The sequence below is a fragment of the Collinsella sp. AF37-9 genome (assembly GCF_003475115.1).
Taxonomy (GTDB): Bacteria; Actinomycetota; Coriobacteriia; order Coriobacteriales; family Coriobacteriaceae; genus Collinsella.
In genome coordinates this window covers 5,668-28,970 of record NZ_QROQ01000027.1, presented here as the reverse complement: position 1 = coordinate 28,970, position 23,303 = coordinate 5,668, and the positions used below count along the sequence as shown (strand labels likewise).

Genomic DNA, 23,303 nt, shown 5'->3' with positions numbered 1-23,303 from the left:
TCGCTCTCCCCGCTGGAGTGCTCGGAGGGCGTCAGGCCGACCCACGCCACCACCGCCGACGGGCGTTCGACTGGATAGAAAAACGCCCGTCGGCGGTGGTGCCGGCGGGCGTTGCTGTGCGATATGTCGCGTTGCGGGCTTAGTGCCTCATAAAGTGGTATTCGATCACATTGCTGTAGGGATGGCCCGGGCCCACAATGCCCTGCGGGAACAGAGGCTGGTGCGGCGTGTCGGGGTACATCTCGGCCTCGAGGGCAAAGCCGGCGCCCCAGCCATAGTTGGCATCGTCCTTGGCGTGCTCGTCGCCCAGCCAGTTGCCGGTGTAGAGCTGCACGCCCGGGGCAGTGGTGTAGTAGTCCATCTCACGACCGGTCCACATCTCCTCGGCGTGCATCGCGCGGCGCAGGTTGCGGCCGTACTGATAACCATCGATGCACAGGCAGTGATCGTAGCCACGGGCTTGCTTAATCTGCGGGTCGTCGGCTTCCATGCCGGGAGCGACGGGGCGCAGCTCACGGAAGTCAAACGGCGTGCCCTCGACCGGAGCGATCTCGCCGGTGGGGATGTTCTGGTCGTTGATGGGCAGGTAGTGGGCAGCGTTGGCAACAAAGAAGTGCTCACAGTCCATGCCGGCGTTATGGCCGGCAAGGTTAAAGTACGTGTGGTTGGTCATGGACACGTACGTGGCGCGGTCGCTCTCGCAGCCATATTCGATGCGGAAGACGCCGGTGCGCGTCACGGTAAACACGGCCGTAAAGGTGCGGTTGCCGGGCAGGCCCAGCTCGCCATCCTCAAGCGAGGTGGTCATGCGAACAGCGTTGTGGACCTCGTCGAGCTCAACATCCCACACGCGCTTATGCAGACCGTGCTCAAGATCGCTGTGCAGGTTGTTGGCGCCCTCGTTGGCGGGCATATGCCAGTCTGTGCCGTCGATGGTGATCGTGGCGCCCGCGGTGCGGTTTGCCACGGGGCCGATGGTCGCACCAAAGCAGGCGGGGTTGTCAAAGTAATCCTTGAGCTTATCAAAGCCCAGCACCACATCGCGTACGTTGCCGGGAATGTCGGGCACATCGATGCCCAGCACGGTGGCGCCATAGTCCATAATGCGAACGCAGATCTCAGGCCCGTTGAGGGTGTAGCGATGAACGGGGGTACCGCACGGCGCGGTGCCGAAAAGCTCGGAAGTGATCATTTGGTTCCTAACATCGAGGTATTCCGACAAACTGTAGCGCGAACAGGCGAGATTATCACTACACCCCACTAAAGCTGGGGGTATTTTTCTCAAAAAAGTGATGATTGGAGCTGTGCGGGCGTTCATTTTTGACGCGCACGAGTCTGATACAATTTGTTCGTTACTGTTTGAATGATATGTGCGCAAAGAACGGCGAGGATTCATCGTGATTAAGGCAGAGCGACAGGATAGGGTTCGTCAGCTGCTCGAAGAGCAGGGCACGGTCTCGGTTAAGGAGATCTCAGATGCGTTAGGCGTCTCGGACATGACGATCCGCCGCGACCTTGAGGAACTTGCGAGCCTGGGCGAGATTGAGCGCGTGCACGGCGGAGCCCGCAGTGCACAGGGCCGTCCCCACGCTATGCTACGCCATGAGTATTCGCACAGCGAAAAGCGCACCAAGCATGCCGAGGAAAAGCTGCAGATCGCGCGCCGCGCCGTGGAGCTTATCGAGGAGGGCTCGACCATCTTTTTGGGTACGGGCACTACGGTTGAGCAGATGGCCTCGATGCTGCCGGCGTGCCGCCTGCGCATTGTGACCAATTCGCTTTCGGTGTTTAACCTGCTCGAGGCGCGCGAAGACTGCGACCTGTGTCTCGTGGGCGGTATGTACCGTCGCCGCACCGCCGCTTTTGTGGGACCAACGGCCGAGGATACCCTGCGTGCGCTGGGCATCGATGCGGCGTTTATCGGCGCCAACGGCATTCTGGATGGCGACGTGTCTACGTCCAACATGGACGAGGGCCGTATCCAGCAGCTCGCCTTTAGCAAGGCTGACTCGCGCTATCTGATCGCCGACTCCAGCAAGATCGGCAAGCGCGACTTCTACACCTTCTGCCGCCTGGACAGCCTGGACGCCGTGGTGTGCGAGCCGGGTATTACCGCCGAGGACCGCACTGCCATCGAGGAACACACGCGGGTCATCTGCTAGCTAACGCTGCAGACGATACTTCTGTCCTCTGCCGGCGCGGGGATTATCGCTTCACAATGACGCGCAAAATGACATGCTATATGCGCTCGGGCCAAGTATTCAGCTTGTGGGCTAGACCAGGCGGGCGTAGTCCTGTGACTGATGAAAGATGTGGGCTATATAGATTGTTTCGTGCTCAAACTTGTATAGACACACGTAGTTGTTGACGGGAAACGATCGGTAATTACGTGCCGCCAGCTCTTGCATGTGCGAGAGGGGACGTAAAAGCGGCTGCTCGCGAAGCAGATCAAGCTGATATTCAAACTCAGCGACAAAATTGCCTGCTGCACGCGGATTCTTGAGGATTTGAGCAAGGTATCCGACAATACTCTCGTACTCATATCGCGCGCTTTTGAGGATTACGACGTTATAGGTCATATTTGTCTCGTATCGAAGCCGCAAAGGATTCGTAGTCGCTGTAGTCGCCTTGCGATATTTCGTCTTCTGCCAACATCATACGAGACAACAGTTTTGCCTTGGCGATTTCTTCTTGCATGAGGCGATACTGGTCGCTGCTGATGCAGTGCATGGCCTCGTAGCCGTTCTTGGTTACGGTAACGTCGCGCTCAGACTCAACAAGTGCGGTGAATGTGGCAGTGTCCTTCATGTCACGGACGGGCACACAAGCGGACATGGGCACCTCCTTTGCGTTGGGACACAATTGTACCACGGTATATTAAAACGTCGGCGTCGTCGGATTATCTCAATCTGTAACAGTTGGGAGTAGAGAACCGGGTTAGATGTTACAGATCGAGATCTTCAAGTTCGGGCCATTCGTTTGTCTTGATCTGTAACAGGTAGGGCCGAAAACCCCTGCTAGATGTTACAGATTGAGACAAACGGCCTGTTCGGACCGAGCCAAAATAAAAAAGGCCGCATGCGAACCCGTGGGGGATTCGCATGCGGCCGACAAGGGGTATGCGGCGAAAATTAGGCCATGAGTAGGCCGGTCTCTGCGACGTTCTTGTACCAGTACGCGCTCGCCTTGGGATAGCGCTTCTGGGTCTCAAAGTCGATGTAGAACAGGCCGTAACGTTTGTTATAGCCGTTGGTCCAGGAGAACTGATCCTGCAGCGACCACACAAAGTAGCCGTCGACGTTCACGCCGCCGTCGATTGCCTTGAGGATCCACGCGAGATGCTGGCGCATGTAGTCGATGCGAGGGGCGTCGTCGATAAAGCCGTCCTCGAAGTCGTCCTTATAGCCCATGCCGTTCTCGGTGATGTAGATCTTCTTGTAGTTGGGGTAATCGTTCTTAATGCGGAGCAGCAGGTCGTAGAGGCCCTCGGGATAGATAATCCAGTCCCAATCGGTGGTGGGTACGCCTTCGCGCACGCATGACTCGCCCACGCCCTTGAGGAACCAGCGCGAGGAGCCCTTGTCGCCGGTGCCATTGTGGTTGATGTCGTTTTCGCCCTCGGCGGCACGCAGGAACTGGCACTTGTAGGTGTTGACGCCCAGGCAATCGTTGTAGGGGAGCGCGGCGGTCAGCGCGGCGATGTCCTCGTCGCGGACGTCGAGCTCGCCGCCGGCGATATGGGCCAGCTTGGTCGCGGCCTCCATGGTGTCGGCTGCATAGTGGCCGCGGAAGGTGGCGTCGAGTACCCAGCGGTTGTTGATGACGTCGGCCATGCGGGCGGCCTCGCAGTCGGTAGCGCTGTTGGGGTCGAGGGGATACTTGGGCTCCAGGTTCTGGACAATGCCGATCTCGCCCTCAAAGCCGCCCTCATGGAAGGCGACGACAGCCTTGGCGTGGGCCACCATCATGTTGTGCATGAGCTGGAAGGCCTTGTCCAGGCGGTACTTCTCGCCGTGCGGCCAGTTGCCGACGATAAAGCTGCCCTCGGCGGTTGCGGGAATCTCGTTAAACGTGAACCAGTGCTTGACCTCGGTGAACTCGGCAAAGCAGAACTTGGCGTACTCGACAAAGGCATCGATCGTCGTGCGCGTCAGGAATCCCTTGCCGTCGTCCTGGTAGAATGCCTCGGGCGTATCAAAGTGATCGAGCGTGACATAGGGGATAACGCCAGCTTTGTTGCAGGTGGCGAAAAGCTCGTGATAGAAAGCGACGCCCTCGGGGTTAATCTCGCCGGTGCCACTGGGGAAGATACGGCTCCAAGCGATGGAGACGCGAATGCCGTTAATGCCAAAGCGCTGGCACAAGTCGATATCGACCGGATATTTGTTGTAGAAGTCGCTTGCAGGATCGGGGGAGAAGCGACCCTGAGCAGCCAGGAAATCGTCCCAGGGCACTTTGCCCTTGCCGTGTGTGCGGGTCTCGCCTTCAACCTGGTAAGCGGCGGTGGCGCCGCCAAACACAAAGCCGTCGGGGAACTGCATGGGGTTGGTCATGAGTCATCCTTTCTGTGGGATACGAATAGGGAGAGGTGCCCGAACGGGGGATCCGGGCACCAACAGAGGGAGGAACTAGTCGAGGTTCTCGCGGAGCCACTTGATGGCGCCAGCGGGGTCGCGGGTAAGGTCGATATATTCCTTGCCGCGCGGGGCGAGCAGCTTAATGCCCAGACGATCGGTGTCGGCCTTCATGTCGTTGTAGTAGCTACGAACCTGCGGGGCGAGCACGATGACGTCGTACTGATCCATGATGGCAGTGTGCTGACCATAGGCGCCTGCGGAGGAAGCGATGTTCTCTCCGGTCTGCGCAGCACCTTCCTTGATGGCGTTGGCGAGCATGGCAGAGGTGCCGGCGCCGGCGCACAGGACGAGGACCTTCAGACCGTCGACGTCCTTCTTAGCGGATGCGTCGGCGGCGGGCTCGGGCTGATCGGCGACAGGCTTGCTGTCGGCGGCAGCGGCGGTCGGCTCGACGGAAGCGGTGACAGCGGCGGTCTGCTCGACAGCGGGCGCAGAGGTGCTGGCGGCGATGGCGGCAGCACCATCGGACTCGAGACCCAGCTCGGCGGCGCGCTCGGCCTCCTGGTCGCAGAGCAGCTTATCGTATGCCTTCAAGAACGGCAGGTAGATGATGGCGTCCAGCAAGATGATAATCGCGACAAATACCAGGGCGATAAGCTGGAAGTTCGTGGTGATGAAGATGCCGATGGGGGCAGGGGTAGCCCAAGGCACCACGAAGGAGAAGCCGTTCATGCCCACGTTATCGATAAAGAACTTGGCAACACTCACGTTGACGCAACCGGCGGCAACAAAGGGGATGAGCATGTAGGGGTTAAGGATCATCGGCGCGCCAAAGAGCAGCGGTTCGTTGACGGCGAAGGCAACAGGAACAATCGAGGCCTTACCGACGGCCTTGAGCTGCTTGGACTTCATAAAGAGAATCAGCAGAAGCGGCACGATGAACGTGGCGCCGGTGCCGCCGAACTCACCCACGAGCGACATGTTAAAGGTGAGGGAGTGGGCGGGGTGGCCACCGGCCAGCAGAACCTGCAGGTTCTCGGCCTGGTTGGCAAGACGGATGGGGTCGATGCCCGGCTGGACGATCGAGGGGCCGTGGACGCCGATAAACCAGAAGAACGCGGTGGCTGCCTGGATAAGGATAAGGCCAGGATAGGTTTCTGCAGCGGTGAAGAGCGGGGAGAGCAGTTTGATAAGCAGCTCGGAGAACGGAACGCCCATGAGGTTGCGCACGACGACATCGATGATGCCGCAGATGATGACAGCACCGCCAAAGGGGATGATGTCGCGGAAGTTCTGAGCGATGGCGCCCGGGACCTCCTTAGGCAGCTTAATGGTCAGATCGCGCGAGACGCAGAACTTATAGACCCACACGGTAATGAACGCGGCGATATAGGCCGAGAACAGACCGCGCGTGCCCATGCTGGTGCAATCGAAGACCGAAAGCTCGGAGCCGTTGAACTTGGTGGTGAACTGCGTGACTGCGAGCAGCAGCATGCTGCACTGGGCGGCCACCATGGTGGAACCGTCGTTGAGCACTTTGCCGGCGGGCATGCGACGGTTCATGGAAGCCGTGAAGTTCTTGGCAGTGGTGCCGGCAACCATGATGCCCATGACGCCCATGGTGAAGTTGTAGAGCTTGTTGCACCAGTCGATGAGCGGCTGGGGCAGCGTGACGCCGACTACGCCGGGAAGGGTGGCAATGAGCAGAAAGATCGAAGAGGTGAGGACAATGGGCATGCACCCAAGGAATCCGTCCTTGATGGCCTGGAGGTATATGTTCCTCGAGATCTTCTCAAAGAACGGTTGATGCTTTTCGAGCATCTTTACGATGGCGTCCATAGAGCTCCTTTGCTACTTGATGCGCGATGCATGTGGATGGAACTGGTCGTCGATGGATGGTCAGGACTGCCCGGAAACCTTCCTGCTTAAGGAAGGCATTGCGAAATGACAACGTTGTCATTTCGTTAATGACAACGTAAGACATTTTTGGAAGAGCAACAAGGATATACGGGTGATCGGTCGATATTGTTCGGTAAACGGTTGATTTATCAGTCAGGCAGGTAGTGTATGCTAGAACGCAAAGAACGATCGATAGGGAACCGACTGGAGAAGCAATGGCAACGATGGACAAGAAAAATGTCTCAATGAACGATGTGGCAGTTGCCGCGGGCGTTTCTCTCAAGACGGTGTCGCGCGTGATCAACGAGCCCGATAGCGTGCGCGAGTCTACACGCGATAAGGTTCATTCGGCCATGGAGGCGCTCGGGTTTCGAGCCAACTTTGCCGCGCGTTCGCTCAAGTTGGGCCGTTACGGGTGCATCGGCGTGGTGCTGTTCCACTTGTCGGGCGGCAACGTGGACATGATTGACGGTATCGCCGATGCCGCCGAAGAGCGAGGCTTTGCGCTCACGATGATTAAAAAGCGGGCGGGGGAGAAGATGACCCTTGCCGAAGCGGCACGTAGGATGTCGCAGCTTCCCGTCGACGGCATGATTTTCAACCTGCGTCAGATGGTCGATGACTTTGATACCTTTGAGGCGCCGAAAGACCTCAAGACGGTGATTATTACGCCGATGGAGCATCCTACCTGCTCCACCGTCAGTGACGATCAAGAGGACGGCGCGCGCATGGCATGCGAGTACTTCTTGAATCATGGTCACAAGAACGTGTATTTCGTTTCGGGTAAGAAAGAGTCGCTGTCGAGCCAGTGCCGTATGAAAGGTTGGCGTGCAGCACTCGAGGCGCGTGGCATTGAGCCGCCTGAGCCTCTACAAGGCGATTGGAATGCGGATAGTGGCTACGCCGCGGGCCTTGTGCTTGCCGATAAACCCGATTGCACGGCGGTCCTCGCCGCTAACGACTGCATGGCAAACGGCGTGATGATGGCTCTACGTGACAAAGGGCTCAGTGTGCCCGACGACGTGTCCGTGATCGGCTTCGACGATGAGCTTTATAAGACGATTCCCAACTCGATTCTGACGTCGGTGAAGTTTCGCCACCGCGAGCTGGGCATCCGTGCGCTTAACGAGGTCGTCGCCGGTCTGGAAGCCCCGAGCTCCAGAAGCCGTACGCTCGTCTCGGGCGTGTTGGTCGAGCGCTCCAGTGTGAAGGATCTGCGGGCATAGACGTGCTCGGCTCGTTCATCTCGATCTGTAACAGCTGGGACCCAAAAACTCGGCTAGATGTTACAGATTGAGATGAACAGGAGGACGGGTGCGGTCTAAACAAAATGGCCCGCGCATCACGCATCGATGCACGGGCCATTTTTTTCTGCGAGCGGCAGGTGGCGTCAGCGTCTTATGCCTCGAGGTTTTCCTCGATCCAGGCGACGGCACCCTTGGGGTCCTTAGTGAGGTCGATGTACTGTTTGCCCTTGGGCGACAGCAGCGTGATGCCCAGGCGGTCGGTGTCGGCCTTCATCTCGTTGTAATAGGTGCGAACCTGCGGAGCCAGGACGATGACGTTGTACTGGTCCATGATGGCGTAGTGGCTGCCGTAGGCACCGGCGTTGGCGGTAATGTCGATGCCCAGCTCGTCGGCGCCTTCCTTAAGCGCGTTGGCGAGCAGTGCAGAGGTGCCGGCGCCAGCGCACAGAACCAGAACCCTCAGATCCTTGCCCTTAAGGGCGGACGGAGCTGCGGAGGCCTCAGTGGCAGAAGCGGTCTCGACAACAGGAGCCTCAACGGCGGGGGCGGCAGCGGTCTTGACGGCCTTGGTCTCCTCGGCCTCTTCTTCGGCCAGGGTCTCGGCCTCCTGCTTGCACAGGACGTTGTCGTAGGCCTTGCAGAACGGGTAGTAGATTAAGAAGTCAACGACCAGCAGGACGACAACCAGGACCAGAGAGATCGGCTGGAAGTTGGTGTCGATGAAGGTGCCGATCGGTCCGGGGAGTGCCCACGGCATGGCATAGATAAAGCCGTTCATGCCCAAAAAGTCGATGAAGAACTTACCAATGAGGACGTTGGCCACGGGGGCAAACAGGAACGGGATCAGGAAGTACGGGTTGAGGATGATGGGCGCGGCGAACAGCAGCGGTTCGTTGACGGCGAACATCACGGGTACGACAGAGGCTTTGCCGACGGCCTTGAGCTGCTTGGAGCGCATAAAGAGCAGGAAGATGATCGGGACAATGAACGTGGCGCCGGTGCCGCCGAGTTCGCCGATGTAGTTACCGAAGTTCTCGGTCAGGGCGAGGGCGGGGTGACCGCCGGCCTGCAGCGTGGCGAGGTTGGTGGTGATGTTGCCAAACAGCGCGGCGTTGAGGGCAGGCTTAACGACCGAGGGGCCGTGGATGCCCATGAACCAGAACAGCGGGATCATGAACCAGATGAGGGCGAGGCCGGCGTAGGAATCGGCAGCGGCGAACAGCGGGCTCACCAGCGTGGAGATGACGTTGGCAAACGGGACGGCCAAGCAGGTGCGGCAGATAACGTCGATGACGGCGACAAACAGGATGGAGAAGCTGAAGGCGAAGATGTCGCGGAAGTTCTGGGCGATGGCGCCGGGGACTTCTTTGGGCAGCTTGATGGTGATGTCTCGCTTAATGCAGAAGGCATAGATGTTGACCGTGGCAAATGCGGCGACAAAGGAGCTCAGTAGGCCCTTGGTGCCCATGTTGTCGGTAAAGAACACCGAGACATCGGCACCGTCGATCTTGGCACTCGTCTGGGTAACGGCCAAGATGAGCATAGCGCACATGGCGGCGACCATGGTGCTCGTGGCGTTGATGGCCTTGCCGGCAGGCATGCGGCGGTTCTTGGAGCCGGTCAGCGCGCTTGCGGTGGTGCCGGCGACCATGATGCCCACGACGCCCATCGTGAAGTTGTAAACCTTGTTGCAGAAGTTCACGACGTCGACGTTCCACCAGTCGGGCAGCGTAAAGCCGCCGACCGTGGCGACAACGCCCGGCAGGGTCGAAATAAGCAGGAAGACAGAAGAAGACAGGATGATGGGCATTGCTGCCAAAAAGCCGTCTTTAATGGCCTGAAGGTAGATGTTCTTAGAGACCTTGTCGAAGTACGGCTGACCTTTCTCCAAGAACTTAACGATCGATTCCATAGTTCACGCTCCTCTTTGCATGAAATCTTAATGGCATGGACGTTGAAAACCTATATGGTCTCCCGCTTGCTAAAAGCCCGGGTGCAGGCGGGGTCGGTCCCAGGGGGAGAGAGGGGAGCGGCTGGGTTTGTATCGCATAGGGCCGCTCCCTTCTCGGGGGAAAGCGAGGCGATGCGCTACTGCGCGTCCGCCATAGTGTCGGCGAGCTCCTTGTACCAGAGTGCCGACTGCTTGATGTAGCGTTTTTGCGTGTCGAAGTCGATGTAGAACAGGCCGTAGCGCTTGTTATAGCCATTGGCCCACGAGAACTGGTCCTGCAGGCTCCAGATAAAGTAGCCCTGGACGTCGACGCCCTCGGCGCGCGCCTGGAGCACCTTCTCCATGTGCTGGTCGACAAAGTCGATGCGCTCGGGATCGGCGACGATGCCGTTTGCGTCGGGCTCGGGGTCCTTGTGGCCCAGGCCGTTTTCGGTGATATAGATGACGGGGAGGTTGGGATAGGTGGCGCTGATGTGCTTGAGCGTGTCGTAGAGGCCTTGCGGGTAGATGAGCCAATCCCAGTCGGTGGTGGGGATACCCGGCATATCGACCTGCTGCCCGACGCCCTTAAACTTAAAGCACGAGGTGCCCTTGTCTCCGGTGCCGTTAAAGCTGTTGGTGGACTCGCCATCGTAGGCGGCGATAAACGCCGACTGATAGTAGTTGAGGCCGAACATATCGTTGCGGGGCGCCGCCTTGGCGAGCTCCTCCATGTCGCTGTCCTCAACCGTAAGCGTGGCGTTGTTGGCACGCAGAATCTCGTTGATGAGTGAGAGGGTGCGCGCGGAGTAGTGGCCCAGGAAGGCGCCGTCCATGATGAAGTCGGTGTAGAAGGCGTTGTACAGGTCGGCGGCGTGCTGGTCGGCGGGCGAGTCGGTGGCAGGATATGCCGGCGTCAGGACGTTGACCATGCCAATGCGGCCGCCCAGGTGCTCGGTCTCGTCAAGATCCTTATACAGGTTGACGGCGCGGGCGTGGGCAACGAGCTCGTTGTGCTGGCTCTGGATGCCGCTCGTCACATCAAAGTGATGGTTGGGCGGGAAGTTGCCTTGGATGTATTGGGAGTGCGAGAGGCTGATGAGCTCGTTGATGGTGAACCAATTCTTGACCTCGCGGAACTCGCGGAAGCAGAACTCGGCATAGCGCACATAGGCGTCGACGGTCTTGCGGTTGAGCCAGTCGCCCTGGTTGAACAGGGCGGCGGGGGAGTCAAAGTGATGCAGGGACACATAGGGCTCGACGCCATACTTTTTGCAGCAGGCGAACAGCTCGTGGTAGTGCTTAACGCCCTCGGCGAGGGGTTCGGCATCGTCGCCGTTGGGGAAGATGCGGGTCCAGGCGATGGACACACGAATGGCGTTGAGTCCATGCTCGGCAGAAAGGCGGATATCCTCCTCGTAGCGGTTGTAGAAATCACTGGCCGGGTCGGGCAAAAAGCGACCCTGGGCGACAAGGTAATCGTCCCACATGGTCTTACCCTTGCCTGCCACCTTCGTGGAACCTTCCGTTTGGTACGCGGCGGTTGCGGCGCCCCAAACAAAGCCCTTCGGCAGCTGCTGTACGCGGTTTAGCAAAGACATATGCATACACCCTCTCGTCTCGCTGTTCGATATTGTGCGTTTGCGCTCAGGAGGCTCCCTGGTTAGCGTTCAGCGGTGAAAAAGCCCGATAAACACTACCTTAAAATGATTAGAACCAAAATGAGCACGTGAACATTTGACAATGAGCACGTTAACATCCGGCTGGGATGTATAGAAACAAAACAACTTCAAACAGCCGCGAACGGTTGTATTTGTTCGGTAAGCGGTTTTGATTGACAGAAGTTTTCATGTTGTGGTATATGGCTCGGGTATCATGAGCACGTTATCAATGTATGTACGATGCGCCATGGGCGCGGGGAATAGTTGGGAAGCAGGTTAGCGTGGAAGGCATGGCTCAGCAGACAAGGAATGGTCATTCGGCGAGCGCGGCAGAGGTTGCGGCGCTCGCTGGCGTGAGCCGCCAGACTGTGTCTCGCGTGGTCAACGGTATGCCCAACGTGACGGAAAAGACGCGCAAGCGTGTGCTGGCCGCCATGGAAGAGCTGGGCTTTCGTCCCAATTTTGCTGGAGCGGCGTTGCGCGGCGGGTCGTATCGTTCTATTGGCCTGTGCATGTACAACATCACACGTGTCGGTAACCTGGCGACGCTCGAGGGTATCATGCAAGCGGCGCGCGAGCACGATTTTGCCGTCACTATGATCGAGATGGGCGGCGACAAGCCCTATACACTTGCCGATGCCTCGCGCCGCATGGTCGAGCGACCCGTCGACGGCATGATTCTCAACATGAACCGCATGGCTCCCGATTTTGAGGAGTTTGTTCCCCAGCCGGGAGTGCGAACGGTCATCCTGTCCATGTATGCGCATCCGCGCTGCACGACGATCGACTCCGACCAGTATGGTTCGTGCGAGCTGTTGACCAATTATCTGCTGGAACATGGTCACTCGAATATGCGGTTTGTGGCGGGTCCGGAAAACTCGATTTCCTCGCGTTTTCGTGAGGCCGGTTGGCGCGATACGCTGGGTCGTGCTCATGTCGATGCCGCTCCGATGCTGCGTGGCGATTGGAGTGCGGACAGTGGGTACGCCATGGGCGAGCGGATTGCGGCCGAGGTGCTTGCCGGCGGGTCGCAGGCGCCGACTGCCGTGCTTGCGGCAAATGACCAGATGGCGCTGGGCGTTATCGCCGCGTTCGAGAACGCGGGCCTGTCCGTGCCCGACGACGTGAGCGTGGTTGGTATCGACGACGCACTCGAGGGACTTGTTCCTCACAATCGGCTGACGACGCTGCGATTTGATTTGCGCGGTGTCGGTAAGCTTGCGTTTGAGGCGGCGATTGGAGAGAGCTCGTCTATCGAGGCGATTCATGTGCCGAGTACGCTGGTCGAACGCTCGACTGTTAGGGACATACGGGGTTAGGTCCTACTCCGTTTGTCTCGATTTGTAACAGGTAGACGGTCAAAAGCGGGCTACGTGTTACAGATTTAGATTCTTCGGAAAGAGCAATCCTGTTCGTCTCAATCTGTAACAGCTAGGACCAAAAAACTCGGCTAGATGTTACAGATCGAGACAAACGGCTCCCGACCAGCCAAAAAACAAAAAGACCGGGGGCGGCGCGCCGTGTGACGTGCCGCCCCCGGCTGAGAAATGGGGACAGGTTGTGTGAGCGGGCAACCCCGCCAGCCACTAGTCCAGACGACGGGTCTGCGCCACGTGCTTGTACCAGTAGGCGCTTGCCTTGGGCGTGCGCTTCTGGGTTTCAAAGTCAACGTAAAAGAAGCCGTAACGCTTGTTGTAGCCATTGGTCCAGGAGAATTGATCCTGCAGGCTCCACAGGAAGTAGCCGCCCACGTTGACGCCCACCTCCATGGCCTTGAGCAGCCAACGCAGGTGCTGCTCGATGTAGTCGATGCGCGGCTGGTCGTCCACAAAACCGTTCTTGTAGGGGTCCTTGTAGCCCATGCCGTTCTCGGTGATGAAGACCTGCTTGTAGTTGGGGTAGCGCTGCTTAATGTAGACGAGCAGATCGAACAGACCCTCGGGATAGATGATCCAGTCCCAGTCGGTGGTGGGGATGCCGGGCTTGTTCACATGCTCGCCAATGCCCTTGACGCGCCAGCGACCGGTGCCCTTCTCGCCCGTACCGTTGTGGTGCAGGTCGTTCTCGCCATCGTAAGCCTTCAAAAAACGGCACTGATAGTTGTTAACGCCCAGGTAGTCGTTGTGGAGCGCTGCCTCGCGCATAATCTCGAGGTCCTCGTCCAAGATCTCGATGGTGCCGCCCGAGACGGCAGCCAGGCGGTTGGCGCACTCGAGGGTGTCGGGGGCATACTCGCCGCGGAACGTCGCGTCGAGCAAAAACTGGTTTTGCAGCACGTGCTCGTTGTTGGCGGCTTTGATGTCGGCGGGGTCGTTCTCGTTGAGCGGGTACTTAAACTCCAGCGACTGGATGACGCCGATTTTGCCCTTAAAGCCGCCGTTGTGGAAGGCCAGCACGGCCTTGGCGTGGGCGAGCATCATGTTGTGCTCGCACTGGAAGGCCTCGGCCAGATGCGCCTTGACGCCACCGGGGAAGGTGCCCTCGATGTAGGTGTTGGAGGCGTCGGCCCAGATCTCGTTAAAGGTGAACCAGTAGGTCACCTGGTCGGCGTACTCCTTAAAGCAGAAGGTGGCAAAGTCCACAAAGGCGTCGATGGTCTCGCGGTTGAGGAAGTCGCCCTTCTCAAAGAGGGGAAGCGGCGTGTCAAAGTGATGCAGCGTGACGAACGGCTCAACGTGGTGCTTGTGGCACTCGGCGAAGAGATCGTGGTAGAACTGGACGCCCTCGGGGTTGATTTCGCCGGTGCCGTTGGGGAAGATGCGGCTCCAGGCGATGGAGAGGCGAATGCCGTTGATGCCGAACTCCTCGCACAGCTCCAGGTCGACAGGGTACTGGTTGTAGAAGTCCGAAGCGGGATCGGGGGAGAAGCGCCCCTGGGCCTCCAGAAAGTCGTCCCAGGCAACCTTGCCCTTACCGTGAGTGCGGGTCTCGCCCTCTACCTGGTAGGCAGCGGTGGCGCCGCCAAAGACAAAGTCCTCGGGAAACTGCGCGGGCGGGTTGGTGACGCTAGCAGGATTAACGGACATGATGATCCAATCGTCTAAATCGAAGGGCCAGCCGGTCTTGGATGGTCGGCTGGCCCTGGGCGTTACTTACTTCGAAAGTTGCTCACTCACGAAGGCGAGAGACTTGTCGCCGTTCTGGGAGAGCTCGATGTACTGCTTGCCACGGCAGGCGACGCACTTGTTGCCCACGCGCTCACAGTCCTTCTGCAGGTCGGCCAGGTAGCTTGCGGCCTGCGGGGCCAGGACGACCAGGTCAAAGTCGGGGAGCATGTCCACGTGGTTGCCATAGGCCTCGGCAGCGGTCTCGAGGTTAATGCCGCGCTCCTTGGCGGCCTTGGCCAGCGCGCTGGCGAGCAGGCCCGAGGTTCCGCCGCCCTGGCAGAGCACGAGCACGCGCTTGCCGTTGAGGTCGCTGGCGGTCGTTGTCTCGGCAGCGGGTGCTGCGGAAGCGGCGGGGGAGTCGGCCTTCACGGCCTCGGCAGCAGCGCCGGCGGCAACGCTCTTGGCGTCAGCCTTGCCCTGGAAGGCATCGTTGAGCTTGGCGGCCTTCTCGGCGTTCTTGGCGGCGAGCTCCTCCTGGGAGATCTCGGCCTCCTCGGCGCACTTCTGGGCGTCATAGGCACGGAAGAACGGGTAGTACAGAACGAAGTCGACGACCAGGATAAGGGCGAGCATCACAAAAGCGAGCGGCTGGAAGCCCAGGCCCATGATGGTGCCGATGGGGCCGGGGACGGTCCAAGGCAGGGTGTACATAAAGCCGTTCATGCCCAAGAAGTCGATAAAGATCTTGAGGATCCAGATGTTGGCGATCGGGGCAAAGACAAACGGGACAAAGAAGACGGGGTTGAGCACGATGGGCGCGGCGAACAGCAGCGGCTCGTTGACGGCAAAGCAGACGGGGACGATGGCGGCCTTACCGACGGCGCGCATCTCCTGAGACTTGGCCAGGAAGCAGAACATAAAGACCAGGACGAGCGTGGCGCCGGTGCCGCCCATGCAGACGACGAAGTACTGGGCACCCTGGGTCAGGACAGCGGAAGCGTGCTGGCCGGCCTGGAACGCAGCCAGGTTGTCGGTCATGTTGGCAACGAGGGCGGCGGCGATGGCGGGCTCGACGATCGAGGGGCCGTGGACGCCCACGAACCAGAAGAGGCTCATAGCGCCGTAGATCACAGCGAGGCCGATGTAGCCGTCGGCAGCGGTGAACAGGGGCTGGAACACCTGGATGACGCCCTGGGCAAAGCAGAAGCCAAAAGCAGCGCGGAAGGCGATGTCAAAGACCCAAAAGACGGTGATGCAGACGGAGAAGGGGATGATGTCCTTAAAGGTCTGCGAGATGTTGGGCGGAACCTGCTCGGGCATCTTGACGGTGATGTTGCGCTTAATGAAGAACTTGTAGATGATGCCGGTCACAAACGCAGCGATAAAGGCGGTCAGCAGGCCTTTGGAACCAAGGTAGGTGGTGTTGAAGCCGCTGGCAGCGTCCGTGGCGATCGTGTCGCTCGAAAGGAGCAAGAAGCCGATGATGGCCGCGCACATGCACGAGATGAAGTTGATCTGGTTGTTCTTGGGCAGATCGCGGTTCTGAGCGTCGGCGAAGTGCTTGGCCGTGGTGGCGGCACAGGCGATGGCCAGGATGCCCATGGAGTAGTTGTAGCACTTCCATAGGGCGTTGTTGATGTCATCGGGCCAGTAGAAACCCCAGATATTGGGAACCGAGGCTACCAGGCAGAAGATGGACGAGAAGATGATGATGGGGATGACGGAGATAAAACCGTCGCGGATCGCCTTGAGGTACTTGTTGCGGGCGATCGCGTTGAAAAAGGGCTGCCCCTTTTCGATGATGGCGATGAGTTGCTCCATGCAAAGCTCCTAAGAGTCGGTGGGTTGGCAACGATGGTAGCTTTTGACGTTTGGTTGCCAAAATGTTGACGTTGCCATTTTGCGACACAAAATAAGACGCGAACCGATGGCCCCTGTGCCTGTGGACCGTCGATTCCTTGCGCGTAAACGTTTGAGCCGCCCGGTGGCTCTGTGTTTGCACAATGGCAACGTTAACATTTGGTCGACAAAAGCTGTTCGGGGAAGCAAAAATGTCGGTGAACGGTAGGTTTTGGGTGGTGAGCGTATGGTGGGGGAGGCGTTGGATATACTTGAAGGCGTTAAAAATGACTGCGTAGGGTGTCACCAATGGCATCGTTGACATAGAAAGATCGACCTATGGCCGCTGTTAAAAAATCGGTATCCGTTAAGGATGTGGCGCGTCTCGCGGGCGTCTCGGAGCAGACGGTCTCGCGCACCGTGCACGATTCGCCCAGCGTGCGCCCCGAGACCAAGGAGCGCGTGCGTGCCGCCATGCGCGAGCTGGGGTATCGTCCAAACTTTGCCGGCCGTTCGCTGCGTCGCGGCAAGTTTAAGACCGTCGGCGTCGCCATGTTCAACATTACCGGCACCGGCAACCTCGACCGTATGGAGGGCTTTGCCGCTGCGGCCGACAAACATGGCTATGCCATCACCCTCACTAAAGTAGACGGGCATCCGTATACCCTCGAGAGTGCATCGTCGCGCATGAGCGCGCTGCCGGTGGATGGCATGGTTGTGATCATGAACCGCATGCCGGCGGACTTTGGCTCCTTCGAGCCGCTGCCCGGTATGCAGACGGTGCTCGTTACTATGCTGGAGCACCCGCTGTGCTCGACGGTCGATAACGACCAGTTCGATTGCTCGCGCCAGGTGGTCGAGTACTTGTTGGAGCAGGGGCACAAGACCGTGCACTTTATCTCGTGTCCCGAGCGCTCGCTTTCGGGCATGCAGCGCGAGGAGGGCTGGCGCGAGACATTGCGTGCGCATGGTATTGAGCCGCCGCGACTCGTCCGTGGCGATTGGACGGCACAGAGCGGATATGCCGCCGGTCAGGCTCTGGCGGACGATCCGACCTGTACGGCCATTTATGCTTCCAACGACGCCATGGCCTACGGCTGCATTCGCGGGCTCGAATCGCGCGGAAAGCGCGTGCCCGAGGACGTGAGCGTGGCGGGTGTTGATGACAGCCTGGGCGATATCGTGCCCGATCGTCGCCTGACCACGGTGCGTTTTGACAACAAGCGCGTCGGCATGTGGGCGGTCGACAAGATCGCCGGCGCCGAGGGGGGTGCGTCTGGCGTGGAGCACATGCTGATCCCCGGTGTGCTCGTAGAGGGCGATACGGTGCGCGATTTGCGTTAGGGTGCGGTCCTGTTTGGGTTGCCGCTAACTGTGTTCGATATTGTTCAGATTGGTTTAAAAACCGTTCACGGGCGAAAATTGACCGTTCATAGCTCGAAATTACGTTTTGCGCTGTTCTTTTTTGTTTGAATGATAATGTTTCTGCTATACAGAACGCAGCGCGTATGCCCGGACGCGATGCTCTCCATTGGTTCATATGTGAAAGGAACGCAATATGGCAACCAAAGAAGAAATCTCGATGGTTGGATTCGAGATTGTCGCATACGCAGGTGACGCCCAGACCGATCTGCTTGCAGCACTCGATGCTGCTCGCGAGGGTGATTTTGAGAAGGCCGAACAGCTGCACAAGGATGCCAGCGATGCACTTATCGGCGCCCACGATACGCAGACCAAGCTGCTTTCGCAGGAGGCCGGCGGCGGCGAGATGGAGATGACCTTCATTATGGCTCACGCTCAGGATACTCTCATGACCACCATGATCCTGGAGAAGCAGACCCGCTTTACCATCGATGCCTATAAGCGCATCGCCGCACTCGAGGCTAAGCTCGCCTAACGAGCTCTCACAACCAAGTCCCCTTCCAAAAACCCTGCCGCTACCCACGGCAGGGCTTTTTCTGTCCTCCTCCAAGTTGCGGTGAAATAGGGACTGAATAGGGGCCAGCGGGCGCAAAACAATCCCTATTCCACCGCAGCTCATCCCGAAATAGTCATTGGGGACGTTCTTAAACGACTAGGCATTGGGGACAGTCTTGGTGCGCTCCGTTCGTCCTCCCGTTCGATTTTTGCTCGATGGGTATACTTCCTTTCGCATTAGACGCCGGAATGAGGAGGTATCCAAATGCCGGATAACGGGTCAATACAAAAAAGAGATGCGCATGAGATGGCTCATGGGCGTCCTGTCCAGATAACCGAGCACACGACGGTAACCGAGCTGCAGCCTAGCCTGTCCGACGTCGTGTGCGCAAACAAAAAGCTGCAGATTGGCTTTATCGTTGTGCTCGTGGTACTGGCGCTGCTGTCGGGCTTTGTAACTCGTCCGCATTTCGCCGATACCAAAACTTGGGACTCCACCATCGAGGTTATCGATCAAAAGAAAGGTAACGTACTGGCGCTCACGGCTTCATGCGTTGCTCTATCTGCGGGCATTACCGCGCTGCCTGGTGATACGGGTACGCCGGTCGCTGAGCAGCTCGCACAGCTTTCGGGCAACTTGGGCATCGTGCTTGCCGTGCTCTACCTCGAGAAATATCTGCTGACTATTTTGTGGTCGGTTGGTTTGGGCATCTTAATCCCGTTTGCGTTGGTGCTCTTTGCGGTGTCGCTTGGCATTCACGGGCGCTGGAGCACGAGCGCCGTCCTGCGCCGCGTGGCGACTCGCGTGCTGGTGGTCGCCATGATCGGAATGGCCTTGGTGCCTGCAAGCGTATGGGTGTCGCAAAAGGTCGACGAAACGTATCGAGTGAGCATCGAGCAAGCCGAGCAAAAGGCGGCCGACGCTGCGGGTGTGGCAGATGGCGACAGCTCCAAAGCAAGCAAGAAAAAGACCGAGTCCACAGAGTCCAAGAATGTGCTTGAGCAGCTTGCCGACGGCGCCTCGGGTCTCGTCACATCGGTGACCAGCGGTGCCAAGCAGATGACCGATGAAATTGTGCAGCAGGTGACCGATCTGATCGAAGGTGTCATCGTGATGATCGTGACCTCGTGCGTGATTCCACTTCTGGTGCTCGCGGCGTTCCTATGGCTAGGACACGTGTTGCTGGGGATCGATATCTCCGGCCCGGCGAACTATTTGACGGGTCGCTTTCTGAGCGCTCCGTCCAAACATGCCAAGAGGAGCGGACGGTCTGAGTAGCTAAAACAGCTGTATATACCGGGAAATACCGCCGAAGGGCGGCCGAGACACGTTCTCGGTCGCCCTTTTGTTTGTTGAACACATGGTCGCTACGTCCGCACCGGGTCCAAACGGTCGGCAACCATCCGTGAACGGTATTTGTTCAAAAAAGAACAAAGATAAACAAATAGTTGTTGCAGTCGATGTTCGAATGTGTTCAAATAAACATGAACAGTGAAGAACCGCACATTCAGATGCCCGGACCTGAACGCGATTCAACACTTCCAAACAGAAACTACGCACCTGCGTATCTCTCAAGGAGGATGTCATGAGGGTTGTAATCGCTTCCGATGCCGACGGTATGTCGATGAAGGAGTCCATCAAGGAGATGCTCATCGCCGACGGTCACGAGGTCGTCGACTATTCCGAGACCCCTGCCGCGGACTTTGTCGATTCCGCGACCGCCGTTGCCAAGGACCTGCTGGAGCACAAGGATTCCCAGGGCTTCGCATTCGATAAGTACGGCGTCGGCTCCTATATGGCCGCCGTCAAGATCAAGGGCATGGTCGTCGCCAACATTTCCGACGAGCGTTCCGCCTACATGACCCGCGAGCACAACGGCTCGCGCATGGTCACCATGGGCCCGGGCGTTGTGGGCACCGAGGTCGCCAAGAAGATCGCCCGCGAGTTCCTGCGCGCCCAGTACGCCGGCGGCCGTCACCAGATCCGTGTCGACATGCTCAACAAGATGGCCTAACGAGAGCCACCGAGAACTCGAACTTCTACCTCAACTTGTGAATTCAGACGAAAGGACGTTCTGATGAAGAAGACCATCGCAATCGGTTGCGACCATATCGTTACGGACGAGAAGATCTATCTGGCCGACCGCCTGGAGCAGGCTGGCTACAAGGTGCTCGACTGCGGCACCTACAGCCACACCCGTACGCACTATCCCATCTACGGTAAGGCCGTGGGCGAGGCTGTTGCCAGCGGCAAGGCCGACTTTGGCGTGGCCCTGTGCGGCACCGGCATCGGCATCACCAACGCCGTCAACAAGGTTCCCGGCGCTCGCTGCGCCCTGGTCCGCGACATGACCTCTGCCCTGTATGCCCGCCGCGAGCTCAACGCGAATATCGTGGGCTTTGGCGGCAAGATCACCGGCGAGTTCCTGATGGCCGACATCATGCTTGCCTTCCTTGAGGAGCCCTACGAGAAGACTCCCGAGCACGACGCCCTGATCGCCAAGATCGACGCCTGCAACAAGGCCGACGCCGAGGCTCAGGCTGACCCGCACTTCTTTGACGAGTTCCTCGAGAAGTGGGACCGCGGCGAATACCACGACTAAGGGGGTTCCGGCGTTTTAACAAACGCCGGACCGGTCGACGCTGCGAAGCCATCTGGCGGGCAATCTGCCGTTCAGCTTCGGCGGCATGACCAGAAGGTCAATGCCGCCTCGCTTCACGGCACCTTGCCTCGCCAGCTGACTTCTCGCTGACGTTGGGGGTACCTGTGGGGTTACCGCTGTTGTTGCGAAGCTTTCTGGTTCAGTAAGCTGCTCCGATAACACGTTTGCTTGCTGAGCTTGTGGGCTTCGTTTTGGCGGGACCCGGTATTCTGCAGCTTTTCAATTGACGGCTCGCGTTTCTGTGAGGGGGCGCGGGCCGGTTTTCTATCAGCCCCACTGACTCGGCGGGCTGGCGTACGAAAGGGAAGGCTCCTATGGAGTTTGTTCTTGATAACGGTTCTATTCGTGTGGCACTGAGCACGGCTGGCGGATCGTTCACTTCTATTGCGGCCAACGGTCGTGAGTATCTGTGGCAGGGCGATCCGGCGGTGTGGTCGGGCCAGGCACCCATTTGCTTTCCGATTTGCGGCGGCCTTCGTGATGGCCGCGCGATGACCATGGGTGGCCGCGAGGTCAAGCTTGCCCGCCACGGCTTTGCCCGCAAGCAGGAGTGGAAGCTCGAGGAGCAGAGCGACAACATGGTTGCGCTGAGCCTAAGCTCTGCCGACCATGCCGAGTTGCTTGAGCAGTACCCGTATCCGTTTAAGATCGTTGCTCGCTACACGATCGATTCGGAAAAGGTGGCCGTGTCGTACGAGGTGACCAATGAGGGCACCGAGGATATGCCATTCTTTGTGGGTGGTCACCCCGGCTTTAAGTGCCCGCTCGACGAGGGCGAGTCCTATGACGATTACGAGCTCCGTTTTGAGCAGCGTGAGGCCGCCGAGCTCTGTACTGCCGTTCCCTCGACGGGCTTGATTGATGTTGAGCATCGCAGCAAGAACCCTATGATCGACCAGAACCTGCCGCTGACCCACGAACTCTTTGACTTCGCGGAGACCATCTTTGACGTGCTCGAGAGCCGCGTGGTTACGCTGACCAAGAAAACCGAGGACAAGGGCGTGCGCCTGACGTTCCCCGATATGCCGTACCTGATTGTGTGGAGCAAGCCCGAGGGCGACTTTGTGGCTGTTGAACCGTGGGGCGGCCTGTCCACCTGCTCCGACGAGGACGATATTCTGGAGCACAAGCGTGGCTGCCTGGTTGCCAAGCCGGGGGAGACCGTCACCCGCGGCTTTGAGATCGAGATCCTTTAACGAGTTATCGTATGTTTGGGGCGGGTCATGCCGCCCCGGAACAGGAGTTCAACATGATTCTGACCGTTACCATGAACCCGTCGATTGATACGCGCTATCAGCTCGACAAGCTGGTCATTGACGACGTTAACCGCGTCACGCCCGAAAAGACCGCTGGCGGCAAGGGCCTCAACGTGAGCCGCGTGCTGCTGCAGTTGGGCGACGATGTGCTCGCGACCGGTCTGCTCGGCGGCCACATGGGTGCCTATATGGCTGAGCTTATGGATGCCGACGGCGTCAAGAACGACTTTGTGCCCATTGCCGGTGAGACGCGCATTTGCCTGAATATTCTGCACGAGGGTAATCAGACGGAGCTGCTGGAGAGCGGCCCGCAGATCGCCCCGGCCGAGCTCGAGGCCTTTACGGCCAAGTTCGCCGAGCTTGCCGCCAAGGCGGACGTTGTGACGCTTTCGGGCTCGCTGCCGCGTGGCGTGGACGCCGGCTACTACGCCGAGCTCGTAAAGAATGCCGAGGGCGCGGGCGCTAAGGTTCTGCTCGACACTTCGGGCGCTTCGCTTGAGGCCGCGTTGGAGTCCGACGCAAAGCCTGAGCTCGTAAAGCCCAATCTGACCGAGATTAACGGCCTGCTGGGTACGTCCTTTACGACCGATGATGTCGATGCCCTGCGCGAGGCGCTTGCCGCCGATGACCGTTTTGCCGGTATCCCCTGGGTTGTCGTTTCGATGGGCGCTGCCGGTTCGGTGGGCTTCCATGAGGGCCGCGCGTTCCGCGCCAAGACGCCCGCGATTGCGGCTGTGAACGCGACGGGTTCCGGTGACTCGACCATCGCCGGTTTTGCGCATGCCATTGCTGCTGGTGCCGACGACGTCACGGTGCTCAAGACCGCCAATACCTGCGGCAAGCTCAACGCCATGGATCCCAAGACCGGCCACCTGGTCATGGACCGCTGGGAAGAGATCTACAACAACGTTGAAGTAACGGAGCTTTAGGGTTACGCGGTTTTACCAAACCTATTGGTTCCGCCGTTCTACCGAACGGCGGACCGGTCGACGCTGCGCGGGCCGCATTTGGACAATCTGACGTTCAACTTCAAGGGCGCGACCAGAAGGTCAGCGCCCTTTCGTTTCGCGTCACCTTGTCTCAAATGCGGCCCGCTCGCTGTCCGTCCTCTACCTGCGGCGTTGTCTTGCTCCGGATGCGGCAGTTAGGGACGTTCCTTTTCTGCCGGCAGTCTGGGACATTCCTTGGGGTAGTCATTGGGGACGTTCTTTAATGACTAGTCGTTTAAGAACGTCCCCAATGACTACACGCAAAAATGGCGCCCGCC

The 23,303-nt window shown here is 58.8% G+C and carries 19 protein-coding genes; 10 read left to right on the top strand and 9 right to left on the bottom strand.

Annotation, left to right across the window (positions count from 1 at the left end; all coding sequences use genetic code 11):
* Positions 1-139: 139 nt before the first annotated feature.
* Positions 140-1,192 carry an aldose epimerase family protein gene (locus DW024_RS08195; RefSeq protein WP_158572186.1) on the bottom strand — a complete coding sequence of 351 codons (1,053 nt, stop codon included), beginning with the start codon at positions 1,190-1,192 and terminating at the stop codon, positions 140-142.
* Between the two features lie 205 nt (positions 1,193-1,397).
* Here DW024_RS08195 and DW024_RS08190 point away from each other — a divergent pair, with 205 nt between their 5' ends.
* Entirely contained in the window at positions 1,398-2,162 is a 765-nt protein-coding gene (locus DW024_RS08190; RefSeq protein ID WP_233540364.1) for a DeoR/GlpR family DNA-binding transcription regulator, read from the top strand.
* A gap of 111 nt (positions 2,163-2,273) precedes the next feature.
* Here DW024_RS08190 and DW024_RS08185 read toward each other — a convergent pair whose 3' ends face one another.
* The 4 genes from DW024_RS08185 to DW024_RS08170 all read right to left on the bottom strand — a co-directional run bounded on the left by DW024_RS08185 (position 2,274) and on the right by DW024_RS08170 (position 6,416).
* A complete protein-coding gene (locus DW024_RS08185; RefSeq protein ID WP_117583553.1) occupies positions 2,274-2,579 on the bottom strand; it encodes a type II toxin-antitoxin system RelE/ParE family toxin in 306 nt (101 codons plus the stop codon).
* Entirely contained in the window at positions 2,569-2,835 is a 267-nt protein-coding gene (locus DW024_RS08180) for a type II toxin-antitoxin system Phd/YefM family antitoxin (protein ID WP_117735487.1), read from the bottom strand. The genes DW024_RS08185 and DW024_RS08180 overlap by 11 nt, the downstream gene beginning before the upstream one ends.
* A 296-nt stretch (positions 2,836-3,131) precedes the next feature.
* Positions 3,132-4,553, bottom strand: coding sequence for a 6-phospho-beta-galactosidase (gene lacG / locus DW024_RS08175; protein ID WP_199576950.1), 1,422 nt, complete (start codon positions 4,551-4,553; stop codon positions 3,132-3,134).
* Positions 4,554-4,628: 75 nt separating this feature from the next.
* A complete protein-coding gene (locus DW024_RS08170; RefSeq protein ID WP_118377430.1) occupies positions 4,629-6,416 on the bottom strand; it encodes a PTS lactose transporter subunit IIBC in 1,788 nt (595 codons plus the stop codon).
* Positions 6,417-6,691: 275 nt separating this feature from the next.
* Between DW024_RS08170 and DW024_RS08165 the strand changes: the two genes are divergently transcribed.
* The gene (locus DW024_RS08165; protein ID WP_118377429.1) at positions 6,692-7,702 is read left to right on the top strand and encodes a LacI family DNA-binding transcriptional regulator; all 1,011 of its coding nucleotides are present in this window, start codon (positions 6,692-6,694) and stop codon (positions 7,700-7,702) included.
* 172 nt (positions 7,703-7,874) lie between these two features.
* Here the strand turns inward: DW024_RS08165 and DW024_RS08160 are convergent, their stop codons facing one another.
* Positions 7,875-9,635 carry a PTS lactose transporter subunit IIBC gene (locus DW024_RS08160; RefSeq protein WP_022094682.1) on the bottom strand — a complete coding sequence of 587 codons (1,761 nt, stop codon included), beginning with the start codon at positions 9,633-9,635 and terminating at the stop codon, positions 7,875-7,877.
* A 176-nt stretch (positions 9,636-9,811) separates the two neighbouring features.
* Positions 9,812-11,260: a 6-phospho-beta-galactosidase gene (gene lacG / locus DW024_RS08155; RefSeq protein WP_006234822.1), complete on the bottom strand. Its 1,449-nt coding sequence runs from the start codon at positions 11,258-11,260 to the stop codon at positions 9,812-9,814.
* Between the two features lie 344 nt (positions 11,261-11,604).
* On the opposite strand from lacG (DW024_RS08155), the gene DW024_RS08150 reads away from it, so the two are divergent.
* A complete protein-coding gene (locus DW024_RS08150) occupies positions 11,605-12,633 on the top strand; it encodes a LacI family DNA-binding transcriptional regulator (RefSeq protein ID WP_233541358.1) in 1,029 nt (342 codons plus the stop codon).
* A 267-nt stretch (positions 12,634-12,900) separates the two neighbouring features.
* On the opposite strand, the gene lacG (DW024_RS08145) is transcribed toward DW024_RS08150, so the two are convergent.
* Together lacG (DW024_RS08145) and DW024_RS08140 are read right to left on the bottom strand one after the other, a co-directional pair.
* Positions 12,901-14,340 (bottom strand): 6-phospho-beta-galactosidase, encoded by a 1,440-nt coding sequence (lacG, locus tag DW024_RS08145; protein WP_118377427.1) that lies wholly within the window; start codon positions 14,338-14,340, stop codon positions 12,901-12,903.
* A 66-nt stretch (positions 14,341-14,406) separates the two neighbouring features.
* Positions 14,407-16,182: a lactose/cellobiose PTS transporter subunit IIB gene (locus DW024_RS08140; protein ID WP_118377426.1), complete on the bottom strand. Its 1,776-nt coding sequence runs from the start codon at positions 16,180-16,182 to the stop codon at positions 14,407-14,409.
* A 357-nt stretch (positions 16,183-16,539) separates the two neighbouring features.
* Between DW024_RS08140 and DW024_RS08135 the strand changes: the two genes are divergently transcribed.
* From DW024_RS08135 to DW024_RS08105, 7 genes are all read left to right on the top strand, one after another.
* The gene (locus tag DW024_RS08135; RefSeq protein WP_117756838.1) at positions 16,540-17,544 is read left to right on the top strand and encodes a LacI family DNA-binding transcriptional regulator; all 1,005 of its coding nucleotides are present in this window, start codon (positions 16,540-16,542) and stop codon (positions 17,542-17,544) included.
* Between the two features lie 214 nt (positions 17,545-17,758).
* Positions 17,759-18,097, top strand: coding sequence for a PTS lactose/cellobiose transporter subunit IIA (locus DW024_RS08130; RefSeq protein WP_089572387.1), 339 nt, complete (start codon positions 17,759-17,761; stop codon positions 18,095-18,097).
* Positions 18,098-18,424: 327 nt separating this feature from the next.
* The gene (locus DW024_RS08125; protein WP_118377425.1) at positions 18,425-19,396 is read left to right on the top strand and encodes a hypothetical protein; all 972 of its coding nucleotides are present in this window, start codon (positions 18,425-18,427) and stop codon (positions 19,394-19,396) included.
* A gap of 307 nt (positions 19,397-19,703) precedes the next feature.
* Positions 19,704-20,132 carry a galactose-6-phosphate isomerase subunit LacA gene (lacA, locus tag DW024_RS08120; RefSeq protein ID WP_006234830.1) on the top strand — a complete coding sequence of 143 codons (429 nt, stop codon included), beginning with the start codon at positions 19,704-19,706 and terminating at the stop codon, positions 20,130-20,132.
* Between the two features lie 63 nt (positions 20,133-20,195).
* Positions 20,196-20,720, top strand: coding sequence for a galactose-6-phosphate isomerase subunit LacB (lacB, locus tag DW024_RS08115; protein ID WP_006234831.1), 525 nt, complete (start codon positions 20,196-20,198; stop codon positions 20,718-20,720).
* 374 nt (positions 20,721-21,094) lie between these two features.
* Positions 21,095-21,976, top strand: a complete 882-nt coding sequence (locus DW024_RS08110; RefSeq protein WP_117799765.1) for an aldose 1-epimerase family protein — start codon at positions 21,095-21,097, stop codon at positions 21,974-21,976.
* A 53-nt stretch (positions 21,977-22,029) separates the two neighbouring features.
* Complete coding sequence (locus DW024_RS08105; RefSeq protein ID WP_118377433.1) at positions 22,030-22,965, top strand: hexose kinase; 936 nt, start codon at positions 22,030-22,032, stop codon at positions 22,963-22,965.
* Positions 22,966-23,303 lie beyond the last annotated feature (338 nt).

Excerpts from the sequence above, each read along its gene's own strand:
- DW024_RS08185 (WP_117583553.1), bottom strand. The coding sequence starts at position 2,579 with ATGACCTATAACGTCGTAATCCTCAAAAGCGCGCGATATGAGTACGAG.
- DW024_RS08105 (WP_118377433.1), top strand. The coding sequence starts at position 22,030 with ATGATTCTGACCGTTACCATGAACCCGTCGATTGATACGCGCTATCAG.
- DW024_RS08125 (WP_118377425.1), top strand. The coding sequence starts at position 18,425 with ATGGCTCATGGGCGTCCTGTCCAGATAACCGAGCACACGACGGTAACC.
- DW024_RS08160 (WP_022094682.1), bottom strand. The coding sequence starts at position 9,635 with ATGGAATCGATCGTTAAGTTCTTGGAGAAAGGTCAGCCGTACTTCGAC.
- DW024_RS08170 (WP_118377430.1), bottom strand. The coding sequence starts at position 6,416 with ATGGACGCCATCGTAAAGATGCTCGAAAAGCATCAACCGTTCTTTGAG.
- DW024_RS08180 (WP_117735487.1), bottom strand. The coding sequence starts at position 2,835 with ATGTCCGCTTGTGTGCCCGTCCGTGACATGAAGGACACTGCCACATTC.
- lacB (WP_006234831.1), top strand. The coding sequence starts at position 20,196 with ATGAAGAAGACCATCGCAATCGGTTGCGACCATATCGTTACGGACGAG.
- lacG (WP_199576950.1), bottom strand. The coding sequence starts at position 4,553 with ATGACCAACCCCATGCAGTTCCCCGACGGCTTTGTGTTTGGCGGCGCC.
- DW024_RS08130 (WP_089572387.1), top strand. The coding sequence starts at position 17,759 with ATGGCAACCAAAGAAGAAATCTCGATGGTTGGATTCGAGATTGTCGCA.
- DW024_RS08165 (WP_118377429.1), top strand. The coding sequence starts at position 6,692 with ATGGCAACGATGGACAAGAAAAATGTCTCAATGAACGATGTGGCAGTT.
- DW024_RS08150 (WP_233541358.1), top strand. The coding sequence starts at position 11,605 with ATGGCTCAGCAGACAAGGAATGGTCATTCGGCGAGCGCGGCAGAGGTT.
- DW024_RS08110 (WP_117799765.1), top strand. The coding sequence starts at position 21,095 with ATGGAGTTTGTTCTTGATAACGGTTCTATTCGTGTGGCACTGAGCACG.
- DW024_RS08135 (WP_117756838.1), top strand. The coding sequence starts at position 16,540 with ATGGCCGCTGTTAAAAAATCGGTATCCGTTAAGGATGTGGCGCGTCTC.
- DW024_RS08140 (WP_118377426.1), bottom strand. The coding sequence starts at position 16,182 with ATGGAGCAACTCATCGCCATCATCGAAAAGGGGCAGCCCTTTTTCAAC.
- lacG (WP_118377427.1), bottom strand. The coding sequence starts at position 14,340 with ATGTCCGTTAATCCTGCTAGCGTCACCAACCCGCCCGCGCAGTTTCCC.
- lacG (WP_006234822.1), bottom strand. The coding sequence starts at position 11,260 with ATGCATATGTCTTTGCTAAACCGCGTACAGCAGCTGCCGAAGGGCTTT.
- lacA (WP_006234830.1), top strand. The coding sequence starts at position 19,704 with ATGAGGGTTGTAATCGCTTCCGATGCCGACGGTATGTCGATGAAGGAG.
- DW024_RS08195 (WP_158572186.1), bottom strand. The coding sequence starts at position 1,192 with ATGATCACTTCCGAGCTTTTCGGCACCGCGCCGTGCGGTACCCCCGTT.